Annotated in this window: 19 protein-coding genes and 1 pseudogene; 9 read left to right on the top strand and 11 right to left on the bottom strand. The window is 58.8% G+C overall.

From position 1 onward, the window contains the following. From QP324_RS02045 to aspS, 8 genes are all read right to left on the bottom strand, one after another. Positions 1-227 (bottom strand): A24 family peptidase (locus QP324_RS02045; protein WP_284814213.1); only part of this gene is annotated, 227 nt, incomplete at its 3' end. A gap of 112 nt (positions 228-339) precedes the next feature. Beyond that, positions 340-1,167 (bottom strand): shikimate dehydrogenase, encoded by an 828-nt coding sequence (locus QP324_RS02040; protein ID WP_284814211.1) that lies wholly within the window; start codon positions 1,165-1,167, stop codon positions 340-342. Positions 1,168-1,199: 32 nt separating this feature from the next. Continuing rightward, on the bottom strand, positions 1,200-2,393 hold the full coding sequence (gene mltG / locus QP324_RS02035; protein ID WP_284814223.1) for an endolytic transglycosylase MltG: 1,194 nt from the start codon (positions 2,391-2,393) through the stop codon (positions 1,200-1,202). A 38-nt stretch (positions 2,394-2,431) separates the two neighbouring features. Then, positions 2,432-2,983 (bottom strand): Holliday junction resolvase RuvX, encoded by a 552-nt coding sequence (gene ruvX, locus QP324_RS02030; protein ID WP_239277646.1) that lies wholly within the window; start codon positions 2,981-2,983, stop codon positions 2,432-2,434. A 10-nt stretch (positions 2,984-2,993) separates the two neighbouring features. Next, on the bottom strand, positions 2,994-5,678 hold the full coding sequence (alaS, locus tag QP324_RS02025; RefSeq protein WP_239277645.1) for an alanine--tRNA ligase: 2,685 nt from the start codon (positions 5,676-5,678) through the stop codon (positions 2,994-2,996). Between the two features lie 101 nt (positions 5,679-5,779). After that, positions 5,780-7,171, bottom strand: coding sequence for a replication-associated recombination protein A (locus QP324_RS02020; RefSeq protein WP_284766548.1), 1,392 nt, complete (start codon positions 7,169-7,171; stop codon positions 5,780-5,782). 43 nt (positions 7,172-7,214) lie between these two features. Then, the gene (locus QP324_RS02015) at positions 7,215-8,429 is read right to left on the bottom strand and encodes a phosphotransferase (RefSeq protein ID WP_239277644.1); all 1,215 of its coding nucleotides are present in this window, start codon (positions 8,427-8,429) and stop codon (positions 7,215-7,217) included. A 123-nt stretch (positions 8,430-8,552) separates the two neighbouring features. Further along, positions 8,553-10,385 (bottom strand): aspartate--tRNA ligase, encoded by a 1,833-nt coding sequence (gene aspS / locus QP324_RS02010; RefSeq protein ID WP_284766550.1) that lies wholly within the window; start codon positions 10,383-10,385, stop codon positions 8,553-8,555. A 244-nt stretch (positions 10,386-10,629) separates the two neighbouring features. Between aspS and QP324_RS02005 the strand changes: the two genes are divergently transcribed. The 7 genes from QP324_RS02005 (at position 10,630) to QP324_RS01975 (ending at position 18,221) form a co-directional block, all read left to right on the top strand. After that, positions 10,630-11,508, top strand: coding sequence for a neutral zinc metallopeptidase (locus QP324_RS02005; protein WP_284814208.1), 879 nt, complete (start codon positions 10,630-10,632; stop codon positions 11,506-11,508). A 240-nt stretch (positions 11,509-11,748) separates the two neighbouring features. Next, the gene (locus QP324_RS02000) at positions 11,749-13,335 is read left to right on the top strand and encodes an inorganic phosphate transporter (protein ID WP_284814221.1); all 1,587 of its coding nucleotides are present in this window, start codon (positions 11,749-11,751) and stop codon (positions 13,333-13,335) included. A 143-nt stretch (positions 13,336-13,478) separates the two neighbouring features. Next, positions 13,479-14,201, top strand: coding sequence for a CBS domain-containing protein (locus QP324_RS01995; protein WP_284814206.1), 723 nt, complete (start codon positions 13,479-13,481; stop codon positions 14,199-14,201). A gap of 76 nt (positions 14,202-14,277) precedes the next feature. Beyond that, complete coding sequence (locus QP324_RS01990; RefSeq protein ID WP_284766554.1) at positions 14,278-15,390, top strand: LLM class flavin-dependent oxidoreductase; 1,113 nt, start codon at positions 14,278-14,280, stop codon at positions 15,388-15,390. A gap of 2 nt (positions 15,391-15,392) precedes the next feature. Next, positions 15,393-16,052 (top strand): FMN reductase, encoded by a 660-nt coding sequence (locus QP324_RS01985; RefSeq protein ID WP_284814204.1) that lies wholly within the window; start codon positions 15,393-15,395, stop codon positions 16,050-16,052. Between the two features lie 173 nt (positions 16,053-16,225). Continuing rightward, entirely contained in the window at positions 16,226-17,635 is a 1,410-nt protein-coding gene (locus tag QP324_RS01980; RefSeq protein WP_284814202.1) for an L-serine ammonia-lyase, read from the top strand. Between the two features lie 10 nt (positions 17,636-17,645). Next, complete coding sequence (locus QP324_RS01975; protein WP_284814200.1) at positions 17,646-18,221, top strand: TetR/AcrR family transcriptional regulator; 576 nt, start codon at positions 17,646-17,648, stop codon at positions 18,219-18,221. A 26-nt stretch (positions 18,222-18,247) separates the two neighbouring features. Here QP324_RS01975 and hisS read toward each other — a convergent pair whose 3' ends face one another. The 3 genes and pseudogenes from hisS to tpx form a co-directional block, all read right to left on the bottom strand. Further along, positions 18,248-19,537 carry a histidine--tRNA ligase gene (gene hisS, locus QP324_RS01970; RefSeq protein ID WP_284814198.1) on the bottom strand — a complete coding sequence of 430 codons (1,290 nt, stop codon included), beginning with the start codon at positions 19,535-19,537 and terminating at the stop codon, positions 18,248-18,250. Positions 19,538-19,542: 5 nt separating this feature from the next. Further along, on the bottom strand, positions 19,543-20,178 hold the full coding sequence (locus tag QP324_RS01965; RefSeq protein ID WP_284814219.1) for an MBL fold metallo-hydrolase: 636 nt from the start codon (positions 20,176-20,178) through the stop codon (positions 19,543-19,545). A gap of 83 nt (positions 20,179-20,261) precedes the next feature. Beyond that, positions 20,262-20,758, bottom strand: a pseudogene (gene tpx, locus QP324_RS01960) (thiol peroxidase). Positions 20,759-20,901: 143 nt separating this feature from the next. On the opposite strand from tpx, the gene QP324_RS01955 reads away from it, so the two are divergent. Together QP324_RS01955 and QP324_RS01950 are read left to right on the top strand one after the other, a co-directional pair. Beyond that, positions 20,902-21,762: a peptidylprolyl isomerase gene (locus QP324_RS01955; protein ID WP_284814196.1), complete on the top strand. Its 861-nt coding sequence runs from the start codon at positions 20,902-20,904 to the stop codon at positions 21,760-21,762. Positions 21,763-22,118: 356 nt separating this feature from the next. Next, the gene (locus tag QP324_RS01950; protein WP_239277626.1) at positions 22,119-22,451 is read left to right on the top strand and encodes a hypothetical protein; all 333 of its coding nucleotides are present in this window, start codon (positions 22,119-22,121) and stop codon (positions 22,449-22,451) included. Positions 22,452-22,461: the final 10 nt, after the last annotated feature.

Raw genomic sequence — 22,461 nt, 5'->3', positions numbered from 1 at the left:
ATTCCCAGGGGCCAGGCGAGTTTTATGTCGCCTCCACCCACGCCTGCATGGGCCAGCCCTAGCACGAGGTACATCCCCGGCCACCACAGCCCACTCCAATTGGCAACGACGAGCGAGAGCACCGCAGCTGGAAGGGTTAACCAGTCTGGCAATCGGCGCTGCCGAATATCCCACCAAGACAAGGCTGCTGCCCACAAACCATAAATAATTCCCCCGACTATTAGCACGGGGATCACTCTAAGGCACGCTGTGAGGAAGCGCTGGGCGTCAATGTCTACATGGCGAAGTCTGCAGTTCCTACGGCACGAGGGTTGCCGGCCCCGCTTGCCGACGCCCCTCCTACTTAGTCGTCTGCGACCGCTTCTGCAGCTCCTGGTTCACTGCCTTCAGCATGTCTTCCCGCGGGGCGGCCACCCCTGTAAATTGCTCGAACTGACTAAATGCTTGGTAGGCGAGCATGACATGCCCGCCCACAGTCTTGTACCCATTGGCCGCCGCACACGTGGTCAGCGGTGTAGGCCAGGGATCATAGATGACGTCCAGCACCGGTGCGTGGGCGAGGTCAAAGACATAGTCTTTCACCGCCGCTGACGGAACCGTGGACACAATGACATCGGCTTCCCGAGACAGGACGGATAAGTCCCCGTCGAAACTGATAAAGGAAAGCTCCAGCCCTAAGTTCTGGGCGAGCGGCAACAGTTCGGCGCTCCGGTCGGAACGATTGAGGACCGTAACCTTTTTCACCCCGCGCTCGGAAAGCGCCCACAACGCCGGACGGGCGGTGCCCCCAGCACCAATGAGCAGCGCATGACCTGCCGGACTATCCCCCAGGAGCTCGGCGAGCGCACCGCGTACGCCCTCGGTATCGGTATTGTCCGCAAACCAACCATCAGCCCTGCGCACCAAGGTGTTTGCCGAGCCAATCAGTTGGGCTCGGTCGCTTACGGTGTCCGCAAAGCGGAGGGCAGCAAACTTGCCAGGCATGGTCACGGAGAAGCCAACAAACTCTGAGTCGCTTGCCGCCACCAATTCCGGCAGCCCCTCCGCCGATGACTCAAAGCGGGTGTAGTCCCAACCGGCCAGCCCGGCGGCCTCGTAGCCAGCATTGTGAAGCACCGGAGACAAGGAGTGCTCGATGGGGCTACCAAGGACCGCCGCACGTGGCATGGTGTTTCTACCTCTTTGTGGTTATCGCGACTTTACTGGGCGGGCTGCTCGGCAGCGGCGTCGCCGTTGCCGGCACCAGCGCCCTCTCCTTCGCGCTTCGAGTCAAGCACGCCGGAGCGGATGGCGTCATCAACGCGGCCCAAGTGCTCATCGTAGCTATCGGAGAAGACGGTAGTGCCTTCCTGGTCCACGGTGACGAAGAACTTCCAGTTGCCCTCAGCCGGCTCTTCCATGGCCTTGATTGCATCGTCCGAAGGAGAAGCAATCGGGGTATCCGGTAGACCTTCCTTCGCGTAGGTATTCCACGGGGTCTTCTCCCCACGGGCCTCATCGGTGGTGGCCAGCTCAACGTCTTCCAAGCCGTAGTTCACGGTGGAGTCAAACTCCAGGCGCATTGGCTCGTCCAAGCGGTTAAGGATAACGCGGGCAACCTTGTCGAACTCGCCTGCCGGTGCCTCGCGCTCCACCAGGGATGCGGAGGTGAGCAGCTCATAAGGGCTCAAACCGATAGCCTGCGCGCGTTCCTGAATATTGGTCTCGTTGTAGCGCTTGGTGGAGCGGGTGATGAGGTCCTTGAGGATGTCCTTGGCCTCCATATTGGGGTCCAAGACATACTGACCTGGGGCGATAAGGCCCTCAATGCGCTTTGGGTCATTACCGCGCTTGTTGATAGCGTCCAAGGCCCACTCCGGTGCGCCCAGCTCGGCTGGGTCGGTTTCCGCGGCAACCTTTTCCAGGTCCTCCTTCTTCAGGCAGTTGCCATCGTTGCAGCTGACCTCAGAAATCAGGGAGTAAATGCCGTAGCGGACGTCTCCGCCCACAACCTTGACGTCCTCCAAGGTGGCGCCGCCTTGCACCTCGAGCATGTCCACGCGGTTATTCTCATCCAACAGTGCCTCGACTGCGGCGTCCGCGCTCATCTCTTCCTGTAGGCGATAAAAGCCCGGCTGGATTTGGCTCGCGCTGTGGTTCATCGACGCAGCAGAATCGAAAGCGTCCTGCGTCTTCACCACGTTCTTTTCTACCAAAGCAGGTCCGAGCTCGGACATGGACGAGCCTTCCGGCACCTCCACCAGCTGGGTGGTACCGTTGCCGGTTCCTTCATAATCGGCGGAGGTATTGCCGAGGCGGAATCCGATGTAGATAAGGGCGCCAAGGATGACGATGATGGACGCAATGACAACGGCAATGCCGCGCTGGCGGCGCTTGACGTATTTCGGCTCCATCGATCGGCCGAGGCGTTCTTGGTTACGGCTCACGTGTTTTAGTCTCCTGAGTCTGAAGGCTGGTCTATTGCATCTTGGGTTCGTAGCGCGCTCGCACGCCCATCCAACCAAGTCTGCAATATCTCCACCGCTGCTGCTTGGTCGATGACTTTACGGCCCTTCTTCTCGGACACGCCAGACGCGCGCAGCGCGGTAGTTGCTGCCACGGTGGTCAGACGCTCATCAGCCAAACGTACTGGTGGTGGAACTTTATCTATATTTGCATCTCGATTCAACCGACGGCGGATCCGAAACGCAATTTCCTTAGCATGTTTTACGCTTTTTGAGCCATTTCCCTGCAGGTCCCGCGGCAGCCCTACGATGACCTCTACTGCGCCATAACAATCAATCAGTTCTAGGATGCGGTCAATATCGCCCTTATCGCGGTCCTTGAACCCGGTTTCCCGGTGCACGGTCTCCACTGGGGTGGCAAGCGTGGCTTCCCTATTGGACACTGCCACGCCAATGCGCACCGTGCCGACATCGAGTGCGAGCCGACGGCCCTGCCCCGGATCATCAACTCCGGGGGTATCTGGTTCCACTTTTGCCACGGTCGAACTCCTACAGGGACTCGAGCATGTCCTTGACGGCCTCGAAGCCGCGCTCAGCACCGGCCGCAGTAGAACCAGAGCCCTGAGCCATATCCGGCTTACCGCCGCCGCGTCCGTCAACGTACTGGCCAAACTGCTTGACGATGTCCCCGGACTTCACGCCGCGCCCAACGGCCTTGTCCGTGGCCGCCGCGATGAACGGGAACTTGCCTTTGTCCTCGGCGCCCAAGACGATGACGGCTTCTTCCTCGCGCAGGCGGTTGCGCAGGTCCGTAGCAACGGTGCGCAGGTCCCCGCCGGTGGTGCCTTCCGGCAAGGTCAGCGCAATGACCTTGAACCCATTGATGTCCTTAGCCGCGCTGACGAACTCGGAGGCACGCGCAGCCAGCTGCTGCTTGCGCAGGGTTTCAATTTCCTTCTCCGCTGCCTTGAGCTTTTCAGACAGCTGAGCAATGCGCTCCGGCAGGTCCTCGGTCTGTACCTTCAGCTCGCGAGAAACGCCTTCCACCAAGGCGGTCTCCTTGGAGTAGTAACGGAAGGCATCCAAACCGGAGTAGGCCTCGATGCGGCGAGCACCAGAGCCAACGGAGGACTCACCGAGCACGGACACCGGTCCGATTTCAGCGGAGGAACCAACGTGGGTACCGCCGCACAGCTCGATGGAGAACGGGCCACCGATCTCTACCACGCGGACTTCCTTGCCGTAGTTCTCACCGAATAGTGCCATAGCGCCCATGGCCTTGGCCTCCTCCAGGGAGGTCTCAATGGTGTTGACGGCAAAGTTGGAGTCGATTGCCTGGTTAGTAATCAATGCAATCTCTTCCAACTGCGCCTGGCTGAGCTGCTCGGTGTAGTTGAAGTCAAAGCGTAGGTAGCCCGGGCGGTTCATGGAGCCGGCCTGGACGGCGGTGGGGCCAAGCACCTGGCGCAGTGCGGCGTGAATGAGGTGGGTTGCGGAGTGCGCCTGGGTGGCACCGTGGCGCCACTGCTCGTCGACGGCTGCTTCAACGGACATACCCAAGTCAAGGCCGCCGGCGGTAACCGTGGCCTTGTGGACCCACAGCTTCTTACCAATCTTCTGGACGTCATTAACCTCAAGGAGGGATTCGCCGGCCATAATGCGGCCGCGGTCTGCCATTTGGCCGCCAGCTTCGGCGTACAGCGGGGTGTGGTCCAAGATGACCTCAACCTGCTCGCCCTCGCGCACCTGGTCGACCTTTTCGCCGCCGCGGACGAGGCCGATCACGCGGGCGTCGGAAGTAAGCTCCTCAAAGCCGGTGAAGACGGTGGGGTTATTGTCTACCCAGTCACGGTAGAGGGAAAGGTCAGTGTGGCCGTGCTTCTTGGCCTGATTATCGGCCTTGGCGCGGCGGCGCTGCTCGCCCATGGCATCGTTAAAGCCATCCATGTCGACCTCAAGGCCGGCCTCCTGGGCCATTTCCAAGGTCAAGTCGATGGGGAAACCGTAGGTATCGTGCAGCTCAAAGGCCTTCTCGCCCGGCAGGACCTTTGCGGTCTTCGCGCGGGAGGTGGACTTGAGCTCCTGGACGGCATCATCGAAGAGGCGGGTGCCGGACTCGAGGGTCTTCAGGAAGGCCTTTTCCTCATTCACGGCAACGCGCAGGATGCGCTCGCGGTTGTCCGCAATCTCCGGGTAGGACGGGGTCATAGTATCCATGACCGTATTCATGAAGCGCTCCATAGTCGCGCCCTTAGCGCCCAGCAGCTTGGCGGAACGGATAATGCGGCGCAGCAGGCGGCGCAGGATGTATCCGCGGCCCTCATTGCCTGGGGTCACGCCGTCCAGGATGAGCATCATGCCCGTACGGGAGTGGTCAGCTACCACACGGAAGCGGATATTGTCCTCGTGGGAAGCGTTGTCGCCATAGGTGGCGCCAGTAAGCTCCTCCGCCACGTCAATGACTGGGCGCAGCAGGTCCGTTTCATAGACGTTGTCTACGTCCTGCAAAATGCAGGCCACGCGCTCGATGCCCAGGCCGGTATCGATATTCTTCTTGGGCAGCTCGCCGACGATCTCAAAGTTGCCCTTGCCAATGCCCTCGCCGCGCTCATTTTGCATGAAGACCAGGTTCCAGATCTCCATGTAGCGGTTGTCATCGGCGATCGGGCCGCCGTCCTTGCCGTACTCAGGACCACGGTCATAATAGATCTCGGAGCACGGGCCACAGGGCCCAGGGATACCCATGGACCAGTAGTTGTCCTCCATGCCGAGGCGCTGAATGCGCTCTTCAGGCACGCCGATCTTGTCGCGCCAAATTTCGGCGGCCTCATCATCATCCAGGTAAACGGTGACCCACAAGCGCTCTGGGTCTAGGCCAAAGCCGCCCTCATCAACGGAGCCGGTAAGCAAGGCCCACGCATTGGTGATGGCGCCTTCCTTGAAGTACTGGCCAAAGGAGAAGTTGCCGGCCATCTGGAAGAAGGTGTTGTGGCGGGTGGTAATACCCACCTCATCAATGTCCAAGGTACGCACGCACTTTTGGATGGAAGTGGCAAGGCCCTTGGCAAAGGGCGGGTTCTGCTGGCCCAAGAAGTAGGGCTTAAACGGAACCATGCCGGCATTAACGAAAAGCAGGTTAGGGTCATCCAGGATCAGCGAGGCGCTTGGTACTGCCTCGTGACCAGAATTGACGAAGTGCTGGGTAAACCGTTCCCGGATCTCATGAGTCTTCACGAGCAACAATCCTAACTGTCTGAGCTTTCATCTTCTATCAAGAAGTTTCTAACCCGCCCAACTCTACCCTTCGCTGCACAGCGATTTCCCATCGGTGGGGATCAGCGAGGCCGGCGCGCGTTTTTGCCGGGGCCGCGTTTGCCACGAATAATGCTGCGCAAGCGGCCTATATAGTCATAAACACGCTTCTCAGCCCCGTGATCGGTGGGTTCATAGTAAACCGAACCCTCCAGCTCATCGGGCAGGTACTGCTGCTCTACTACGCCGCGGGGATCATCGTGGGGGTAGACATAGCCCACGGCATTTCCCATCCGCTTGGCGCCCTCATAGTGCCCATCACGCAGGTGCGGTGGCACGTGGCCCACCTTGCCGGCGGCTACATCGGCTTGCGCCTGCGTGATGGCAGAAATGACCGAGGGAGACTTGGGCGCGGTGGCCAGGTGAATGGTGGCTTGCGCGAGCGGGATTCGGGCTTCTGGCATGCCAATGAGCTGAGCGGCCTCGGCCGCTGCCACGGCCACCTGGAGGGCGGTGGGATCGGCCATGCCGATGTCCTCGGAGGCGTGCACAATGAGCCGCCGGGCAATAAAGCGCGGGTCCTCCCCCGCTTCTACCATGCGGGCGAGATAATGCAGCGCAGCGTCAACATCGGAGCCGCGAATGGACTTAATAAACGCGGAAACCACGTCATAGTGTTGGTCGCCGTCGCGGTCATAGCGCACCACTGCCTTATTGACGTTGTCCGTGACCGTTTGTGGGGTAATCTCCCCGCCATCGTCAACCGCCTCGGCCGCGGCCTCGAGATAGGTCAGCGTGCGCCGCGCATCGCCACCGGCGAGGAGCACCAACTGATCCAAGGCTTCATCGGTAATCCGAATGTCGCGCTCACCTAGGCCACGGTCGCTTTCGAGCGCGCGCTTGGCGACGCCCCTTAAGTCATCGTCGCTTAGCGAATGCAGCTGCAACAGCAGCGAGCGAGACAAAAGCGGCGCGACGACGGAGAAGGAAGGGTTTTCCGTGGTTGCCGCGACGAGCAATACCGTGCGATTCTCCACGGCCGCAAGGAGCGCGTCCTGCTGAGTCTTGGAAAATCGGTGCACCTCATCGATGAACAGCACCGTGCGCCGACCATGAATGAGTTCTTGCCGAGCGTGGGTGATGACCTCGCGGACCTGCTTGACGCCCGAATCGAGGGCGGAGAGGCCCACGAAGTTCTGCCCCATTTGGCTAGCGATGAGCGAGGCAATGGTGGTCTTGCCGGTGCCCGGCGGCCCGTACAAGATGACAGAGGCCTCCCCTGAGCCTTCCACGAGGCGGCGTAATGGCTTGCCGGGAGCCAGAAGGTGGTCTTGTCCGACCACTTCATCTAGGTTTTGGGGACGCATCCGCGCCGCCAGTGGCGACCCGGCGTGGGTGGCGAAAAGGTTCTTCCCGGGCAGCGGCGACGCGCTGCGGTCCGGAGTGGGCCCGCCAAATAATGAGTCTTGAGACACTGGAAAGCTACCTCCTATAAGGGTGCGGGCACATCGCGATTGTCTATTCGTCATCCAGGCGGCGCGCAATGGCGCTGCCAAATTCCGCGATGGGCGCGCAGGCGGGGCCATCGCAGCGCGCGGCATATCGGGATAGCGCCTCAAAGGTTTCATAAAGGTCGCGGCGCACGAGCAATTCATCTTCCGTGAACGGTCCGTGGTCAGCAGGGCGCAATATGGAGCGCTGCGGATCGTGGACGACCTCGGCTTCTCCCCTGGCAAGCGCAACCAGCCCTTCGATGCCGCCGGCGTGCATCGTGGTCACGCTCGATAGCGCCCAGCCAATGAGCGACGCCACGATAAGGCCGTGGATTTCTTCCGCATTGGAAAATAGCGGCCACACCTCAGATACGGCACGGGACCAGGCAGAAATGAAGATGTCTGCCTCTTCGTCCGTAATCGGCTTGGAGAAGAGGAACTGTGGGAATCCGGCGATAACGCAGGCTACGTCGAAGCCAACATTGCGGAATCCTGCCCATTCATAGTCCAAGAAGTGCAGGCGCTGGGACACAATAATGTTATCCGGCGAAAGGTCAAAGGGAGTAAAGGCCCGGTCTTTGCCGGATGCTAGGGAGCGTGCGGCTTGACCCGCAAGTTCCCGGAAGCTTGCCGGTGCTTCAAGCCCTGCCTTATCCAGCAAATCAAGGCCGATGCTAATGGAGCGCTCCAGCGCCTCATCGCGCACGGACTGGTGCGGGGCCAAGTCCGGGTTCTTGCGCAGCATCCTAGTGAGCAAGGTTTCATAATCTTGCTCATGGCCCGCGGTTCCAGCGTGCATGTGCCCCAACGCACTGCCCAGCGAGCGCAACACCCGTACGCGGTCATCATCGGTGGACTGTACGAGGACATCGGCAAGCGTTTCGCCCTCACCCAAGTCCGTCAACACAATAATGCGCTGCTCCAGATCGTGGGCCAGAAGCACAGGCCCGGGGCGCACGTCCTCAGATAACGCGGTGGTGAATTGATAAGCCACCACCTCGCGCAGCATCGCGGCATCATCGACGCCATAGCCGGTGACCGGGTTGTACTTTATGACTACCGAGCGGTGCGGCAGGAAGGCTCCAGGGGCAATCTTGGCGCGCAGGACCATTGCATTCCCGGAACCATCCAAGCGCTCTACGCTCGACATTTCCGGGGTACCACCAAAACGGCGCGACAACATCTCCGAGGCGGCTTTGATGACGTCCTCGGGTGACAGCACAGCTTTGTTATCAACCATAGTTCTATCCAGTATGCCCCCTCACACCAAAGCGGGGTCACAAGTTCGCCCGCTGCGAAATTGCCGCGGACTACGATGTGCCCCGCACGGTGCGCCTGAAAGGCCGAGGTTTAAGCTCCCGGCCTACTTCTCCTCAGCGGTTTCTGCCGTAGTGGAACCGGCCTTGTCCTGTTCCTTCTTCTTTTCTGGCTTGTAGTCTACGCCGGTCTCCTTACGCTGTGCGGCAGGGATTGCCGCCGGGGCGTCGGTAAGCGGATCCACGCCGCCGCCAGACTTCGGGAACGCAATGACGTCGCGGATGGAGTCGAAGCCGCCCAACAGGGAGACGATGCGGTCCCAGCCGAAGGCGATGCCGCCGTGTGGTGGGGCGCCGTACTGGAAAGCATCGAGCAGGAAGCCGAACTTCTCCTGAGCCTCCTCGTCACCGATTCCCATGACGTCAAAGACGCGCTTCTGCACGTCCTGCTGGTGAATACGGATGGAGCCGCCGCCAATCTCGTTGCCGTTGCAGACAATGTCATAGGCGTACGCCAGCGCCTCACCCGGGTTCTGGTCAAAGTTGTCCAGGTACTCCGGCTTCGGGGAGGTAAAGGCGTGGTGAACCGCGGTCCACTTGGAGTGGCCCAGCGCGACGTCACCAGAAGCGGTCGCATCAGCGGAAGGCTCAAAGAGCGGAGCGTCTACAACCCAGGTAAAGGCCCAGTCGCCTTCCTTAATAAGGTCCAGCTTCTTTGCAATCTCGCCACGTGCAGCGCCCAACAGGGCACGGGAAGACTTGGTGTCACCGGCGGCAAAGAAGATAGCGTCGCCCGGCTTAGCGCCGACGTGCTCTGCAATGCCCTCGCGCTCGGCGTCAGTAATGTTCTTAGCTACCGGACCGCCCAAGGTGCCGTCCTCGCCCACGGTGATGTAGGCCAGACCCTTGGCTCCACGCTGCTTTGCCCAATCCTGCCAAGCATCGAACTGACGGCGTGGCTGAGAAGCGCCGCCTTCCATGACCACGGCGCCTACGTATTCGTTCTGGAAGACGCGGAAGGTGGTGTCCTTGAAGAACTCGGTGCACTCCACAATCTTGATGTCAAAGCGCAGGTCCGGCTTATCGGAACCGTAGTACTTCATCGCATCGGCGTAGGTCATGCGCGGGATTGGAGTCTTGATCTCGTAGCCGATGAGCTTCCACAGCTCGGTGACAATCTCTTCCGCCAAGGCAATGACATCGTCCTGGTCTACGAAGGACATCTCCACGTCCAACTGGGTAAACTCCGGCTGGCGGTCAGCGCGGAAGTCCTCATCGCGGTAGCAACGCGCAATTTGGTAGTAGCGCTCCATGCCAGAGACCATGAGCAGCTGCTTGAAAAGCTGCGGGGACTGCGGCAGTGCATACCAGGTGCCTGGCTTCAAACGCGCTGGTACCAAGAAGTCGCGTGCACCCTCCGGGGTGGAACGGGTCAAGGTTGGAGTCTCGATCTCAGCAAAGTCATGAGAATCCAGCACCTTGCGGGCCGCGCGGTTGGCAGCAGAACGCAGGCGCAGTGCCTTTGCCTGGCGCTCGCGGCGCAGGTCCAGGTAGCGGTACTTCAGACGAGTCTCCTCGCCTACCTCACCCGAGGTAGAAGGATCATCAATCTGGAATGGCAGCGCTGCGGACTTATTCAGAACCTCAAGATCCGCGACATTAACCTCAATCTCACCGGACGGCAGGTTGGGGTTTTCCGAGCCTTCTGGGCGAGGCTCCACGGTACCGGTGACCTTAACGCAGTATTCGGAACGCAGGTCGTGGGCGCGCTCCGCCACGTCAGATTCACGGAAGACAACCTGGGCAATGCCGGAGCGATCGCGCAGGTCAATGAAGATCACACCACCGTGATCGCGGCGGCGGGAAACCCAACCGGTTAGGGTGACGGTCTCTCCTGCGAGTTCTTTGCGGAGCTCACCTGCTAAGTGGGTACGCAGCACTGTTGTTCAATCCCTTCTGAAAATTGTGTCACTTGCGGGTCCCGCCACGCGTAAACAGCGCGCGCCAAACCAAGCACAAGACTAGGAACGCGCACAATTCTACATCCCTACCGGTACGCGGAGCGCAGTTAGGTGGACGCAAGTTAATCCCGAAGGTCGCAGAAGAACCACCGTTTCCCTCCTTCAGCCTCTTTGCAACAATCTTCATCCTGTGTATGAGGGGACCATGTGGCACTATTTAGGCATGACTTTTAGATCAGGTGCCGATTTCGGCGGCAAGGAAGCGCGTTCGGGTGGCGGCGGCGGTGGCATCGCCATTGGCGGTGGCATCGGCTCGATTGTTCTAGTAGGCCTCTTCCTCCTTCTGGGCGGCAATCCCTCAGACTTGGGTTCAATCCTGGGCAGCGAGCAGACCCAATCCGACGGCGCTGCACAAGGCGAAAGCCCCGAATGCGAAACTGCAGAAGATGGCAACACCAAGGATGAATGCCTCGTTGAGTTCACCGGGCGCAGCGTGGATAACGTCTGGTCCAAGGTCTTGCCGGAACAGGCCGATATCCAATACACCGAGCCGGAGCGCGTGGTCTTCCACGGCGGCGTTAATACCGGTTGCGGCGCGGCCTCTTCTTCTACCGGCCCCTTCTACTGCCCACGCGATGAGTCCGCTTATTTCGACACCGCGTTCTTTGATTCCCTGCGCAACTTCGGCGCGGAAAATGCTCCTTTGGCCCGCATGTACATCGTGGCGCACGAGTTCGGCCACCACATCCAAAACCTTGAGGGCACCCTCGGCCTGTCGGACTATGACGACCCAGGCGCCGATTCCAACGCGGTGAAGATCGAGCTCCAGGCTGACTGCTACGCAGGCCTGTGGGCTTCTTACGCCGACAAGGGCGATAACCCCTTGCTCGAGCCGATTACTAAGGAACAGGTCTCAGACGCTGTCGCGGCAGCCCAGGCGGTGGGCGATGACAATATCCAGCGCCGCTCCGGCGGCCAGGTCCAGCCCGACTCCTGGACGCACGGTTCCTCCGAGCAGCGTGAGAAGGCATTCCTTGCCGGATATAACTCTGGCAAAATGTCCCAGTGCGACACCCTGGAGCGCGGCGCCTACCGCGGCTAATACTCACAACGTGGCCGTCGCGTAAAGCGGCGGCCATTATGTTCGCAAATAGCCACATTGCTTTCACGAACTCCACATCTTGAGTTCACTTTCCCGACACCTAGGACCTTTAGTCTGAGCGTGCATTCTCTACATAAGTATTTCCTTTGAGAATCCTTTTCGCCACGCTGACAAGCGCGGCCATACCCCTCGTGCACGCTTTCCTGAAAGGTTCTTCCTGTGTCTACCCCTACCACCCAGATGACGGACATTGAGGCCGTCAATGGCAAGGGCAACGACTGGATTTGGCACGCCATCTTTGGCGGCCTTACCGCCGTTACCCTCATCGGTTTTATGATCTGGGGCCACGACTACGTCGATGGCTCTAAGCCCATTCTCCTTGGCACCGCCATTCTCTTCGCCCTTTTCATGGCCTTCAATATTGGCGGCAATGACGTGGCCAACTCCTTCGGTACTTCCGTGGGTGCCGGAACGCTATCCATGAAGCAGGCCCTCGTTGTCGCCGCCATCTTCGAGGTCTCCGGTGCCATCCTCGCCGGCGGCGAGGTTACCGATACCGTGCGTTCCGGCATCGTCGACCTTGACGCCATTGATGGGCTCGACCCCATGGAGTTCGTCTACATCATGATGTCGTCCCTCTTGGGTGCAGCGATCTGGCTCCTCGTTGCCACCCGTATGGGTTGGCCGGTGTCTACCACCCACTCCATTGTTGGCGGCATCGTCGGCGCCGCGCTCACCGTCGGCTTCGTCACCGGCAAGGGCGGCTTGGACATGGTGCAGTGGGGCGGAATTGGCACCATTGCCATCTCGTGGGTGCTCTCCCCTGTCCTTGGCGGTCTCGCCGCTTTCATCTTGTTTAAGTGGATTAAGACCTCCATCTTGGTCTATAACGAGGAAGCAGACCAGAAGCTGCGCGAAATCAAGACCCGCCGCGCGGAGCTGCGCCAAGAGCACAAGTCTCGCTTTGCTCGCCTCAATGAAATCCAGCAGATCAGCTACACCAACGCCATGGCCCGGGACGCCGCCTTGGTGGCGGAAGAAGACTTTGATCCGGATCAGCTGGAATCTGAGTATTACCGCGATCTGTATAACCTCAACAAGGACATGGATAATGTCAAGGCTCACCGCGCCCTGGAGAGCTGGGTACCGGTACTAGCCGCCATTGGTGCCATCATCATCTCCGCCATGGTGATGTTCAAGGGCCTGAAGCACACCGGACTCGATTTCAGCGTTCTTCAGAACCTCTTGGTCATGGGCATGGTCGGCGCCGTGGTGTGGATGGCCGTCTTCATTTTCGCCCGCTCCCTGAAAAAGAAGTCGCTGGCTAAGTCCACCTTCCTTCTCTTTTCTTGGATGCAGGTCTTTACCGCTTCTGCCTTCGCCTTCTCCCACGGTTCCAACGACATTGCCAATGCCATTGGCCCCTTCGCTGCGGTTATTGACGTCCTCAAGACCGACCAAGTCAGCGATGAGGCTGCCGTGCCGGTTGCCGTCATGATTGCCATGGGTGTCGCCCTGATTTCTGGCTTGTGGTTCATCGGCCGCTTCGTGATTCAGACCGTGGGCTCAGGCCTTACCCAAATGCACCCCTCCTCCGGCTTTGCTGCTGAGCTTGCCGCCGCCGCTGTGGTGATGGGTTCATCGATCTTGGGCCTGCCGGTTTCTTCCACCCACATCCTCATCGGCGCCGTGTTGGGCGTGGGCATTGTCAACAAGGCAGCTAATTGGAACCTGATGAAGCCTATCGCTTTGGCGTGGGTCATCACCCTGCCCGCCGCGGCAGTCATCGCTGCTATTACTGTGTCTGTGCTGCGCGTAGTCTTCTAGGGATAGCTCAGCGCCGCTTATCCTCGGCACCCCATTTCATCCGCTAGCCGCACCGGCCATTGTGCCGGGGCTAGCGGATTTTCCATTGGGTAGCGTGGACTAATGCCCTGCTTGGCGATGCCCCCTTCTCTACACTGGCCCATATGACCGCGCACCGAGCTACTGCATTCCTGGCCGCATTCAACGACATAGAGCAACACTTGCGCTCGGCTCTCAACGCTGAGAACTCAGATTCCTTTTGGTGGATAGTAGACAAGGCACGAGACAAACACATGCTTTCTGGCAAGCAAGCCGAGGCGCTGAAAGATTTTTCTAACCTTCGCAATGCCATTGCCCACGGGCGTTACTACAAATCAGAGCCCATCGCTGAACCGCACGAAGCAGTGGTCAAGCAAATCTCCGCCCTCCGAGACATAGTGGTTTCCCCACCCGACGCACTCCACGTTTTGCAGCCACAAAAGGTATTTACCTTGACCTCTGCCACATCAATCATGGAGGCATTTAACGTCATAAAGGATAAGGACTTCTCCCAAATCCCCATCTATGATGAGGGCCGCTTCACCGCTTTGCTAACCACCAACACTATCGCTCGATGGGTAGCCAGAAACCTCAGCGATAATCACGTGCTCGATGCCGCGGACATCGCGGACATTGTGGAATACAAAGAACCCAGTGATCGCGCTATCTTTCTTGCCCGCACAGTAAGCGTGCAGGAAACGGTGGACGCCCTTTCAGAAACCGACAACCAAGGACATCACCCATGCGCCGCGGTCATCACGGAACACGGCAAGGTCACTGAGAAACCCCTGCGCCTCGTTGCACCGGCCGATCTACCGGCACTTTTTGATGCCCTAGAATGGGAATAATTCTCCCGCAGTCGGCTTCTCCGGCGGTCGGCGACGCGTCAATCTTTACTCCTGTGCACCGCATAGAAAGGCAACCATGCAATTCGGCATCTTCAGTATTGGGGATTTGACCACTGACCCCATCTCAGGAAAGACCCCCACTGAGGCTGAGCGCATCCGCAACCTAACGGAAATTGCGCTTAAAGCCGAAGAGGTTGGCCTTGATGTCTTTGCTACCGGCGAGCACCACAACCCGCCCTTCGTTCCGTCCTCTCCTACAACACACTTGGCGTATATCGCCGCGCAGACGGAGCGCTTGCAGCTATCTACTGCAACCACGCTGATTACTACCAATGACCCTGTAAAGATCGCAGAGGACTATGCATTTTTGCAGCACCTTGCTGACGGCCGCGTAGACCTCATGCTCGGCCGCGGAAATACCGGCCCGGTCTATCCCTGGTTCGGCAAAGACATCCAGCAGGGTATTCCTTTGGCGATTGAGAACTATCACCTCCTGCGCAGGCTGTGGCGCGAGCCCGTCGTTAACTGGCAAGGAAAGTTCCGTGCGGGTTTGGAAGGATTTACCGCTACTCCGGCACCGCTGGATGGAATTCCGCCCTTTGTCTGGCACGGCTCCATTCGTTCGCCGCAAATCGCTGAACAAGCCGCATACTACGGCGATGGCTTCTTCCACAACAATATCTTCTGGAATAAGGAACACACCGCCCAGATGGTAGACCTCTACCGCCGTCGCTTTGAAAGCTATGGCCATGGCCAAGCGGACCAAGCAATCGTCGGACTTGGCGGCCAAGTCTTCATTGGCGAAACCGAACAAGAAGCTAAAGACTTCTTCCGCCCCTACTTCGACAACGCCCCAGTCTATGGCCACGGGCCAAGCCTCGAGGACTTCACGGCGCAGACTCCACTGACCGTCGGCACCGTAGAACAAGTAATTGAAAAGACCCTCAGCTTCGCTGACTGGGCCGGTGACTACCAGCGCCAGCTATTCCTCATCGATCATGCCGGACTGCCCCAAGAGGTAGTTCTCCAGCAGATAGAAATTCTCGGCACGCAGGTTGTTCCCGAGCTGCGACGCCGCTTTGCGCAGCGCCGCCCGAGCCACGTGCCTTCTGACCCGCCGACGCACGCAAGCTTGCTCTCTGAGCCTCATCCTTCACACCTTCAGGTCAGCCCAGGAAAGGAGAACTAGTTATGCGCTCCCTCCTCGTTATCTCAGCTGGTCTTTCGCAGCCGTCATCCTCTCGCAGGCTGGCGGACATGCTCGCAGAAGCCACCCGCGCCAAAATCTCCGCGCGCGGTGAAGGAGTCCACATCGACGTCATTGAGGTCCGCGATCTCGCTTTCGAACTAGCTACCGCCATGACCGATCAGACTGCGCACACACCGCTTTTGGCTAGAGCCAAGCAGCAAGTTGCCGATGCCGATGGACTCATCGCCGTCACCCCGGTATTCCAAGGCAGCTATTCGGGCCTTTTCAAGATGTTCTTTGACGCCTTGGAGCCCCATGCCCTCGACAACCTTCCCACCATTATCGCAGCTACGGCCGGTTCTTCGCGCCATTCCCTCATTTTGGACTATGCGCTCCGCCCGCTATTTAACCAACTCCACGCCAACATCGTGCCAACTGGCGTATTCCAAGCCGCAGAAGACTTAGGCACTCCGGAGGGAGAGCGCATCGTCTCCCGGATTGAGCGCTCTGCCATCCAGCTAGCTGACCAGATAGTTGCCCCGCGAAACAGGGTGCCTGGAATTGCCGGTGACCTGACCGGGTTGGGAGGCCGCTCCACCGTTCGGTTAGCAAAGGAGAACTTCATCCCCCTTGACAAGCTCCTGAATGGGTATGGCAGCTAAGCCAAAACGCGAGCAGTGCTACGCATAGACGGCGATTGATAGAAGGTGTGACTTTCGCTACCCTGGTCACATAAAATCTGCCTCTACTCTTCGGTTTCGGCTGTGACCGCAATAGCGGCACAGCACATGCGCCCAACAGCTATCCCTTCAGAAAGGTTCGGCACAGCTTAACTATGACAATTAGCGTCACGGACATCTTCTCCATCGGCATTGGCCCTTCTTCTTCGCACACCGTCGGCCCCATGCGCGCGGCTAAGCAATTCCTCGATTCACTAGAGAAACACCCAGCTAAGGTCTATACGGAGTTGCGCGGATCGCTTTCCGCCACCGGCCGGGGCCACGCTTCCGATCGCGCCGTCATCCTTGGGCTCGCCGGGTGGGATCCGCTGAGCGTGCCTATCGACGCCGAGCCCCACGCGGGCGGCTTTATCCCCAGCGAAGGAACCATATCTGGTCCCCGCGGCACGGTGGATTATGAGATCGTCTTTGATAATGAACCGCTGCCCCAGCACCCGAATGGCATGATTTTTAGCGCCTGGGATGACAACGGCAACCTCCTCGCAGAAAAGGAAGAATACTTCTCTGTCGGCGGCGGTTTTATCCTCTCCCGCGCCGAGCTCGATGCGGAAGTCGCCGAAAGCAATGAGGTTCCTGCCGGCGTAGCCGCCGCCCAGGTAGATGACTCCGTTCCCTATAAGTTCACCACGGGCGAACAATTGCTCAACCTCTGCGAGGCTCATGACAAAGCAATTTGGGAGATCGTACTTGCCAACGAGGAAGCCTTGCACCGCGATGAAGGCGGAGCGGAATACGTTCTGCGCCACCTTGATTTAGTCTGGGACATCATGCGTGAATGCGTAACCGAGGGTATTTCCACCAAGGGGCTTCTTCCAGGTGGCCTGCGTGTGGCACGCCGTGCCCCGAAGATGTATGCACAGTTGCTAGAAAACCAGGACGACACCAGCTGCGGTTTCTCCGCCATGGAGTGGGTTAACCTGTACGCCCTAGCAGTTAATGAGCAAAACGCTGCCGGTGGCCGCGTCATTACTGCACCTACCAACGGCGCGTGCGGCATCATTCCAGCAGTTCTGCACTATGCGCGCGATTTCCGCGCAGACTTCACCCGTTCCACAGCTCGGCGCTACCTATTGACCGCCGGTGCCATCGGCATGATTATCAAGGAAAACGCGTCCATCTCCGGAGCCGAGGTTGGCTGCCAAGGCGAGGTGGGTTCCGCCTCCGCTATGGCCGCCGCAGGCATGGCAGAGCTGCTGGGTGCAGCCCCGGCGCAGGTGGAAAACGCCGCGGAGATTGCTTTGGAGCATAATTTGGGCCTTACCTGCGACCCAGTGGGCGGTTTGGTGCAGATTCCGTGTATTGAGCGCAATGCGATTGGCGCGGTAAAGTCCATCAACGCCGCGCGCATGGCTAAAATGGGTGAAGGTACTCACCACGTGACCTTGGATAATGCGGTACAAACCATGGCTGAAACCGGCCGCGATATGCTCTCCAAGTACAAGGAAACCTCCCTGGGCGGATTGGCCAAGACCATGGGCTTTAGCGTTTCGCAGGTGGAGTGCTAAAAATAACTCCATGCGCGCAGATGCCCTTCACCGCCGCACCGCCATTATTGCCGCGGCGTGCCAGCTTTTTCGTACCCACGGCGATGATGTCGCTTTGGAAAAGGTGGCTACGCGGGCTGGCGTAAGCGTGGCTACGGTCTACCGCAACTTCCCCAACCGCGCGAGCCTTATCCGCGCGTGCGCGGAATATATGGGTGATGCCTTTGCCAAGTTTCAACAGCGCCTCATCGCGGACTTTGAAATATCTACGCATTCTGGAGAAGACTACGTCCGCACTTACGCCACCCATATCCTGACAATGGGACTAAACACGCTCATTCCTGCGTTCGTCCCTCAGGATTTGGACTCTCTTAGCCCTGAGTTAATCGCCCAGCGCGATCTCCTAGAGCGCAACGGCCGACGGTTTATTGAGCTGGGCCAAGAGCAAGGCGAGATTGGCCCCGGCGTCACCCACCTCGAATTCATTGTGGGACTGTTGAGCCTGGCACGACCCCGCGAGGTTGATATCGATGCCTACCAGCCGGATATTCAAGAAAAAATCATTGACCTCTTTCTGGCGGGCATAAAAAGTGGGCACCGCGCCTAAGCGCGATGCCCACCGACCAAAGAAATTTAGGCCTCGCCGTTCATTTCCCGAGCAAGTACGGATACTAGGTCAGAAACCTTTACGTCGTGCTGCTCATGGGCGGCAAGGTCCTTGAGCGCAACCGTGCCATTTTTTAGCTCCTGCTCACCCAAGACCAGCGCGAAGCGTGCACCGGCGCGGTCGGCGCCCTTCATCGCGCCCTTCAGGCCACGGTCTCCAAAGGACATATCCGCAGAGATTCCAGCCTTGCGGAGGTCATTGATCAGAGTGGTCATGGTGCGCTTGGCGGCAGCACCCAGTGCAACGCCAAAGACGTCCACGCGGGACTCCACACCATCGAGGGTGATGCCCTCAGCCTCCAGCGCCAGCAGGGCACGGTCGACTCCCAGACCGTAGCCGATACCAGATAGGTCCTGGCCGCCTAGCTGAGCCATCAGTCCGTCGTAGCGGCCACCGCCGCCGATGCCGGACTGCGCGCCGAGTCCATCATGAACGAACTCGAAGCAGGTCTTGGTGTAGTAGTCCAAGCCACGGACCATGCGGGGATTAATCTCGTAGGCTACGCCCATATCGTCCAGCATGCCGGTGACGGTTTCGAAGTGCTCGCGGCATTCGTCATTGAGGTGGTCGAGCATCAAGGGGGCGTCGGCAAGCTGCTCCTGGACCTCCGGGCGCTTGTCATCCAGCACGCGCAAAGGATTAATCTCTGCACGGTGGCGGGTCTCTTCATCCAAGTCGAGCTTAAAGAGGAATTCCTGCAGCTTCTCGCGGTAAGCTGGGCGGCAGTTGCGGTCGCCCAAGCTGGTGAGCTCGAGGCGGAAGCCGCTAAGCCCCAGCGCGCGGAAGGAACGATCCGCCAAAGCGATGACCTCGGCGTCAAGCGCAGGATCGTCCACGCCAATAGCTTCTACACCGACCTGCTGTAGCTGCCGGTAGCGGCCAGCCTGGGGACGCTCATAGCGGAAGAACGGACCAAAATAGTTGAGCTTCACGGGCAGCTGGCCACGGTCCAGGTTGTGCTCGATGACCGAGCGCATCACGCCGGCGGTACCCTCCGGGCGCAAAGTAACGGAGCGGTCGCCGCGATCCGCAAAGGTGTACATCTCTTTTGACACCACGTCGGTGGACTCGCCCACGCCACGGGCAAAGAGCGCGGTGTCTTCAAAAATGGGCAGCTCAATGTGCTGGAAGCCGGAGAGATGTGCCTGCTCCACCATGGTCTGGCGCACCTTATAGAATGCGGCCGACTGCGGCGGGAAATAGTCTGGGACACCTTTGGGGGCGGACAGGGCTTGGAACTGCTTCTTATTACTCACGGGTATTACAGTACCTCCCTCAATGTAGCGAAGAAGGGATTGGTCGCCCTCTCCTTACGCATTGTGGTGGCAGGCCCGTGGCCGGGAAGAATGTCGAGGTTATCTGGCAGGCTCCATACTGGGCCAGCAAGCGACTTCTGCATAGCATTTGGGTCCGAGTGAGGTAGGTCGGTGCGCCCAATGGCCCCGGCGAAGAGCACATCACCGGTGAGGGCAAAGTCCTCGGCGACGATCATCACGCAGCCCGGCGAATGCCCAGGCGCGTGTTTGAGAGCAAAGGTATGGCCGATAAGCTCCAGGGTTTCGCCATCCTGGAGCTCGCGAAGGTCATCGATGGGGGTCATATGGGCGGCGTCGAAAAGCTCTTGAGCCTGGGGCGAGACTCCTTCGCCGATGTCGAGCATAAACCTGTCAGCAGGGTGGATATAAACAGGGATGTCGAGCTTTTCTGCCAAAGACCCGGCGTCCCGGGTGTGGTCAATATGGCCGTGGGTGAGCACGATTGCCTCATAGTCCAAGTCATGCTCGAGGACTTTTTCCATCGCGTCCATGCCGGGATCCACGATGAAGGCGCGGCGGCCTTCCGCAATCACATAAGTATTGGTCTGAAACGGACCGGCAGTAAAACCGAAGATTTCCATACCCACTACCCTAGCTGTCTCCATAAAAAAGAGCCGGCCTCCCCCATCTTCTTGATGAGCAGAGGCCGGCAGCACCGAACGGCTTAACGCAAAATGTCCCACACCTTGTCATAATCAAGCTGGGTGACCACGCCAGGAACCATTTGAGTGTGGATGACTTTGTGGTCTTCATCAGCCACCAGCACGGAGCGGGAAAGCAGGCCTTCTAGGACGGAATCGCGCACGGTCACGCCGAACTTCTCACCAAAGTCAGAGCGAAATGCGGAGGCGGCGATGACATCATCAATGCCATCAGCTGCGCAAAACGCTTGAGGGTAAAAGGCAAATCAAGAGAAACGGAAAGAAGCTTAGTGTTGCCTAGATGCGCCACCTGCTCATGGAAGCGGCGCAGCTGTTCTTGGCAGGCAGGGGTTTCAATAGAGGGCAAGATGGAAAGAATAAGGCGCGTGCCCGCAAAAGTCTCATTGGTAATCTGACGCAGGTCGGTACCGATGAGTTCAAATTCGGGCAGCGGATCTCCCACTGCGGGAAGTTCACCAACGGTGGGCGTTGGCGGATCGGTAAAATCTGGTTCAACCACAGATGCCAGCGTCCTTATGATTTGGCCTAAAAGCTATTAACTTGCTCTATTTTCCATGCCAACGCTTTCTCAGCTGTAGGGAACCGCTAAACTCGGTCAGGTTGAATCATGCCACCGAAAATCGCTAGAAAGGTTGACTCCCGGTGCCAAATAATCAAAAACGCGGCGAAGAGGCGCTGAGCAAGCTCGAGCGCGAGCTAAAATCCCGCGAACGCAAGCAAAAGGCACGTCCGCTAGGCGTTGTTGCCGCCTCCCTCGTAGTAATCCTCGCCCTCGTCGGCGGCATCTACTTCTTGTCTACCCGCGAAGGCGACGATGAAAACGTACAGGCTGAGGAATCTTCCGCAGCTGAGACCTCGCAAGAAACGCCACAGGCGCAACCCATCGCTGACAAGCGCGCCAAGGCCCTGCCAGATACCGTGACCTGTAAGTATGAGGACAACGGTCAAGAGTCCAACGGCGCGAAGAAGCCGAACGGCAAGGATATTTCCACCAAGGGCACCGTCACCGTTTCCTTTGAGACCAATCAGGGCACCATTGAGATGGAAATGGACCGCGCCAAGGCGCCGTGTACCACCAATGCTATTTCTGATCTGGCAAAGTCGGGCTACTACGACGACACCGTTTGCCACCGCATGACCTCAGGTGGGCTCAACGTGCTGCAGTGCGGCGACCCAACCGGTTCCGGTTCCGGCGGACCTGGCTTCAGCTTTGGCGATGAGTACCCCACCGACGAGGTCGAAGAGAAGGACGCACAGAACCCCGTTGTCTACCCGCGCGGTTCCGTCGCCATGGCCAACAGCGGCCCAGACACCAATGGTTCCCAGTTCTTCCTCAACTACGACGATTCTGAACTGGCCCCGAGCTACACCTACTTCGCCACCATCACCGACAAGGGCATGAAGACGATGGATAAGATTGCCAAGAACGGCGTCGAAGGCGGCCAGCCAGATGGCAAGCCGGCCAAGGAAGTCAAGATTAAGAAGGCAACCGTCAAGGCTTAAGCGGCAGAAAAGCCCTGCTTGGCGACGCCCCCTCTTAGCCCCACCGCACCACCCCCCCTAACGGGGGCGGACACAAAGCCCCGGCCATTCACCACGCACTCCGTGAATGAATGCACCGGGGCTTATCCTTTCCTTAAATTAAGCTGAGCCCGATTATGAGGGTTAAGCTGCAGGAACACGAGAACACTAAAATTCCCCCAGATCACAACAGCAACAGTAGTAAACACCCAGAACACAGCGGACTTTCAGCTAGTTCAGCAAATAAGCGAAAACCTGCCAATACTGTTGCGGAAGGCTGTCAGCCTGTCTAGTATTTGAAACGTCTTTGAACACACCAAGCTTGTTAGGAATCAAAAATGAAGCTTTTCTCCCGCAAGGCACTCGTTGCTGGCGCAACCGCTCTGTCCGTCGCTTTCGCAGGCACCACCGTTGCTAACGCTGAGGACACCACCTCCGACCTGTCCTCCAAGATCACCAACTCCGTCGAGGGCCTGTCTTCTTCCTCTGACAACGACTACGCAGCTGACAAGTCTGATGACTCCGAGGGCAAGGAAGACACCCGCACCTCCAAGGAGAAGGCTGACGACATCAAGGCTTGGATCGGCGTCTTCACCGCTGTTATCGGCGCTCTGGGCACCCTGTTCGCCTTCGCAAACAAGTACTTCGACCTGCCTTTCGGCAACAAGTAAGGTCACCGCT

The sequence above is a fragment of the Corynebacterium sp. UMB0012 genome (assembly GCF_030216265.1).
In the GTDB taxonomy this organism is placed as follows: Bacteria; Actinomycetota; Actinomycetes; order Mycobacteriales; family Mycobacteriaceae; genus Corynebacterium.
Note: the sequence above shows the minus strand (reverse complement) of the source record. Positions and strands in the feature narration are given on the sequence as shown.

Bases quoted from the DNA above. Each gene is read 5' to 3' on its own strand.
- QP324_RS01950 (WP_239277626.1), top strand. From the start codon at position 22,119: ATGAAGCTTTTCTCCCGCAAGGCACTCGTTGCTGGCGCAACCGCTCTG.
- QP324_RS02005 (WP_284814208.1), top strand. From the start codon at position 10,630: ATGACTTTTAGATCAGGTGCCGATTTCGGCGGCAAGGAAGCGCGTTCG.
- QP324_RS01995 (WP_284814206.1), top strand. From the start codon at position 13,479: ATGACCGCGCACCGAGCTACTGCATTCCTGGCCGCATTCAACGACATA.
- QP324_RS01980 (WP_284814202.1), top strand. From the start codon at position 16,226: ATGACAATTAGCGTCACGGACATCTTCTCCATCGGCATTGGCCCTTCT.
- mltG (WP_284814223.1), bottom strand. From the start codon at position 2,393: ATGGAGCCGAAATACGTCAAGCGCCGCCAGCGCGGCATTGCCGTTGTC.
- QP324_RS02040 (WP_284814211.1), bottom strand. From the start codon at position 1,167: ATGCCACGTGCGGCGGTCCTTGGTAGCCCCATCGAGCACTCCTTGTCT.
- QP324_RS01985 (WP_284814204.1), top strand. From the start codon at position 15,393: ATGCGCTCCCTCCTCGTTATCTCAGCTGGTCTTTCGCAGCCGTCATCC.
- QP324_RS01975 (WP_284814200.1), top strand. From the start codon at position 17,646: ATGCGCGCAGATGCCCTTCACCGCCGCACCGCCATTATTGCCGCGGCG.
- QP324_RS01990 (WP_284766554.1), top strand. From the start codon at position 14,278: ATGCAATTCGGCATCTTCAGTATTGGGGATTTGACCACTGACCCCATC.
- QP324_RS02000 (WP_284814221.1), top strand. From the start codon at position 11,749: ATGACGGACATTGAGGCCGTCAATGGCAAGGGCAACGACTGGATTTGG.
- QP324_RS02015 (WP_239277644.1), bottom strand. From the start codon at position 8,429: ATGGTTGATAACAAAGCTGTGCTGTCACCCGAGGACGTCATCAAAGCC.
- QP324_RS01965 (WP_284814219.1), bottom strand. From the start codon at position 20,178: ATGGAAATCTTCGGTTTTACTGCCGGTCCGTTTCAGACCAATACTTAT.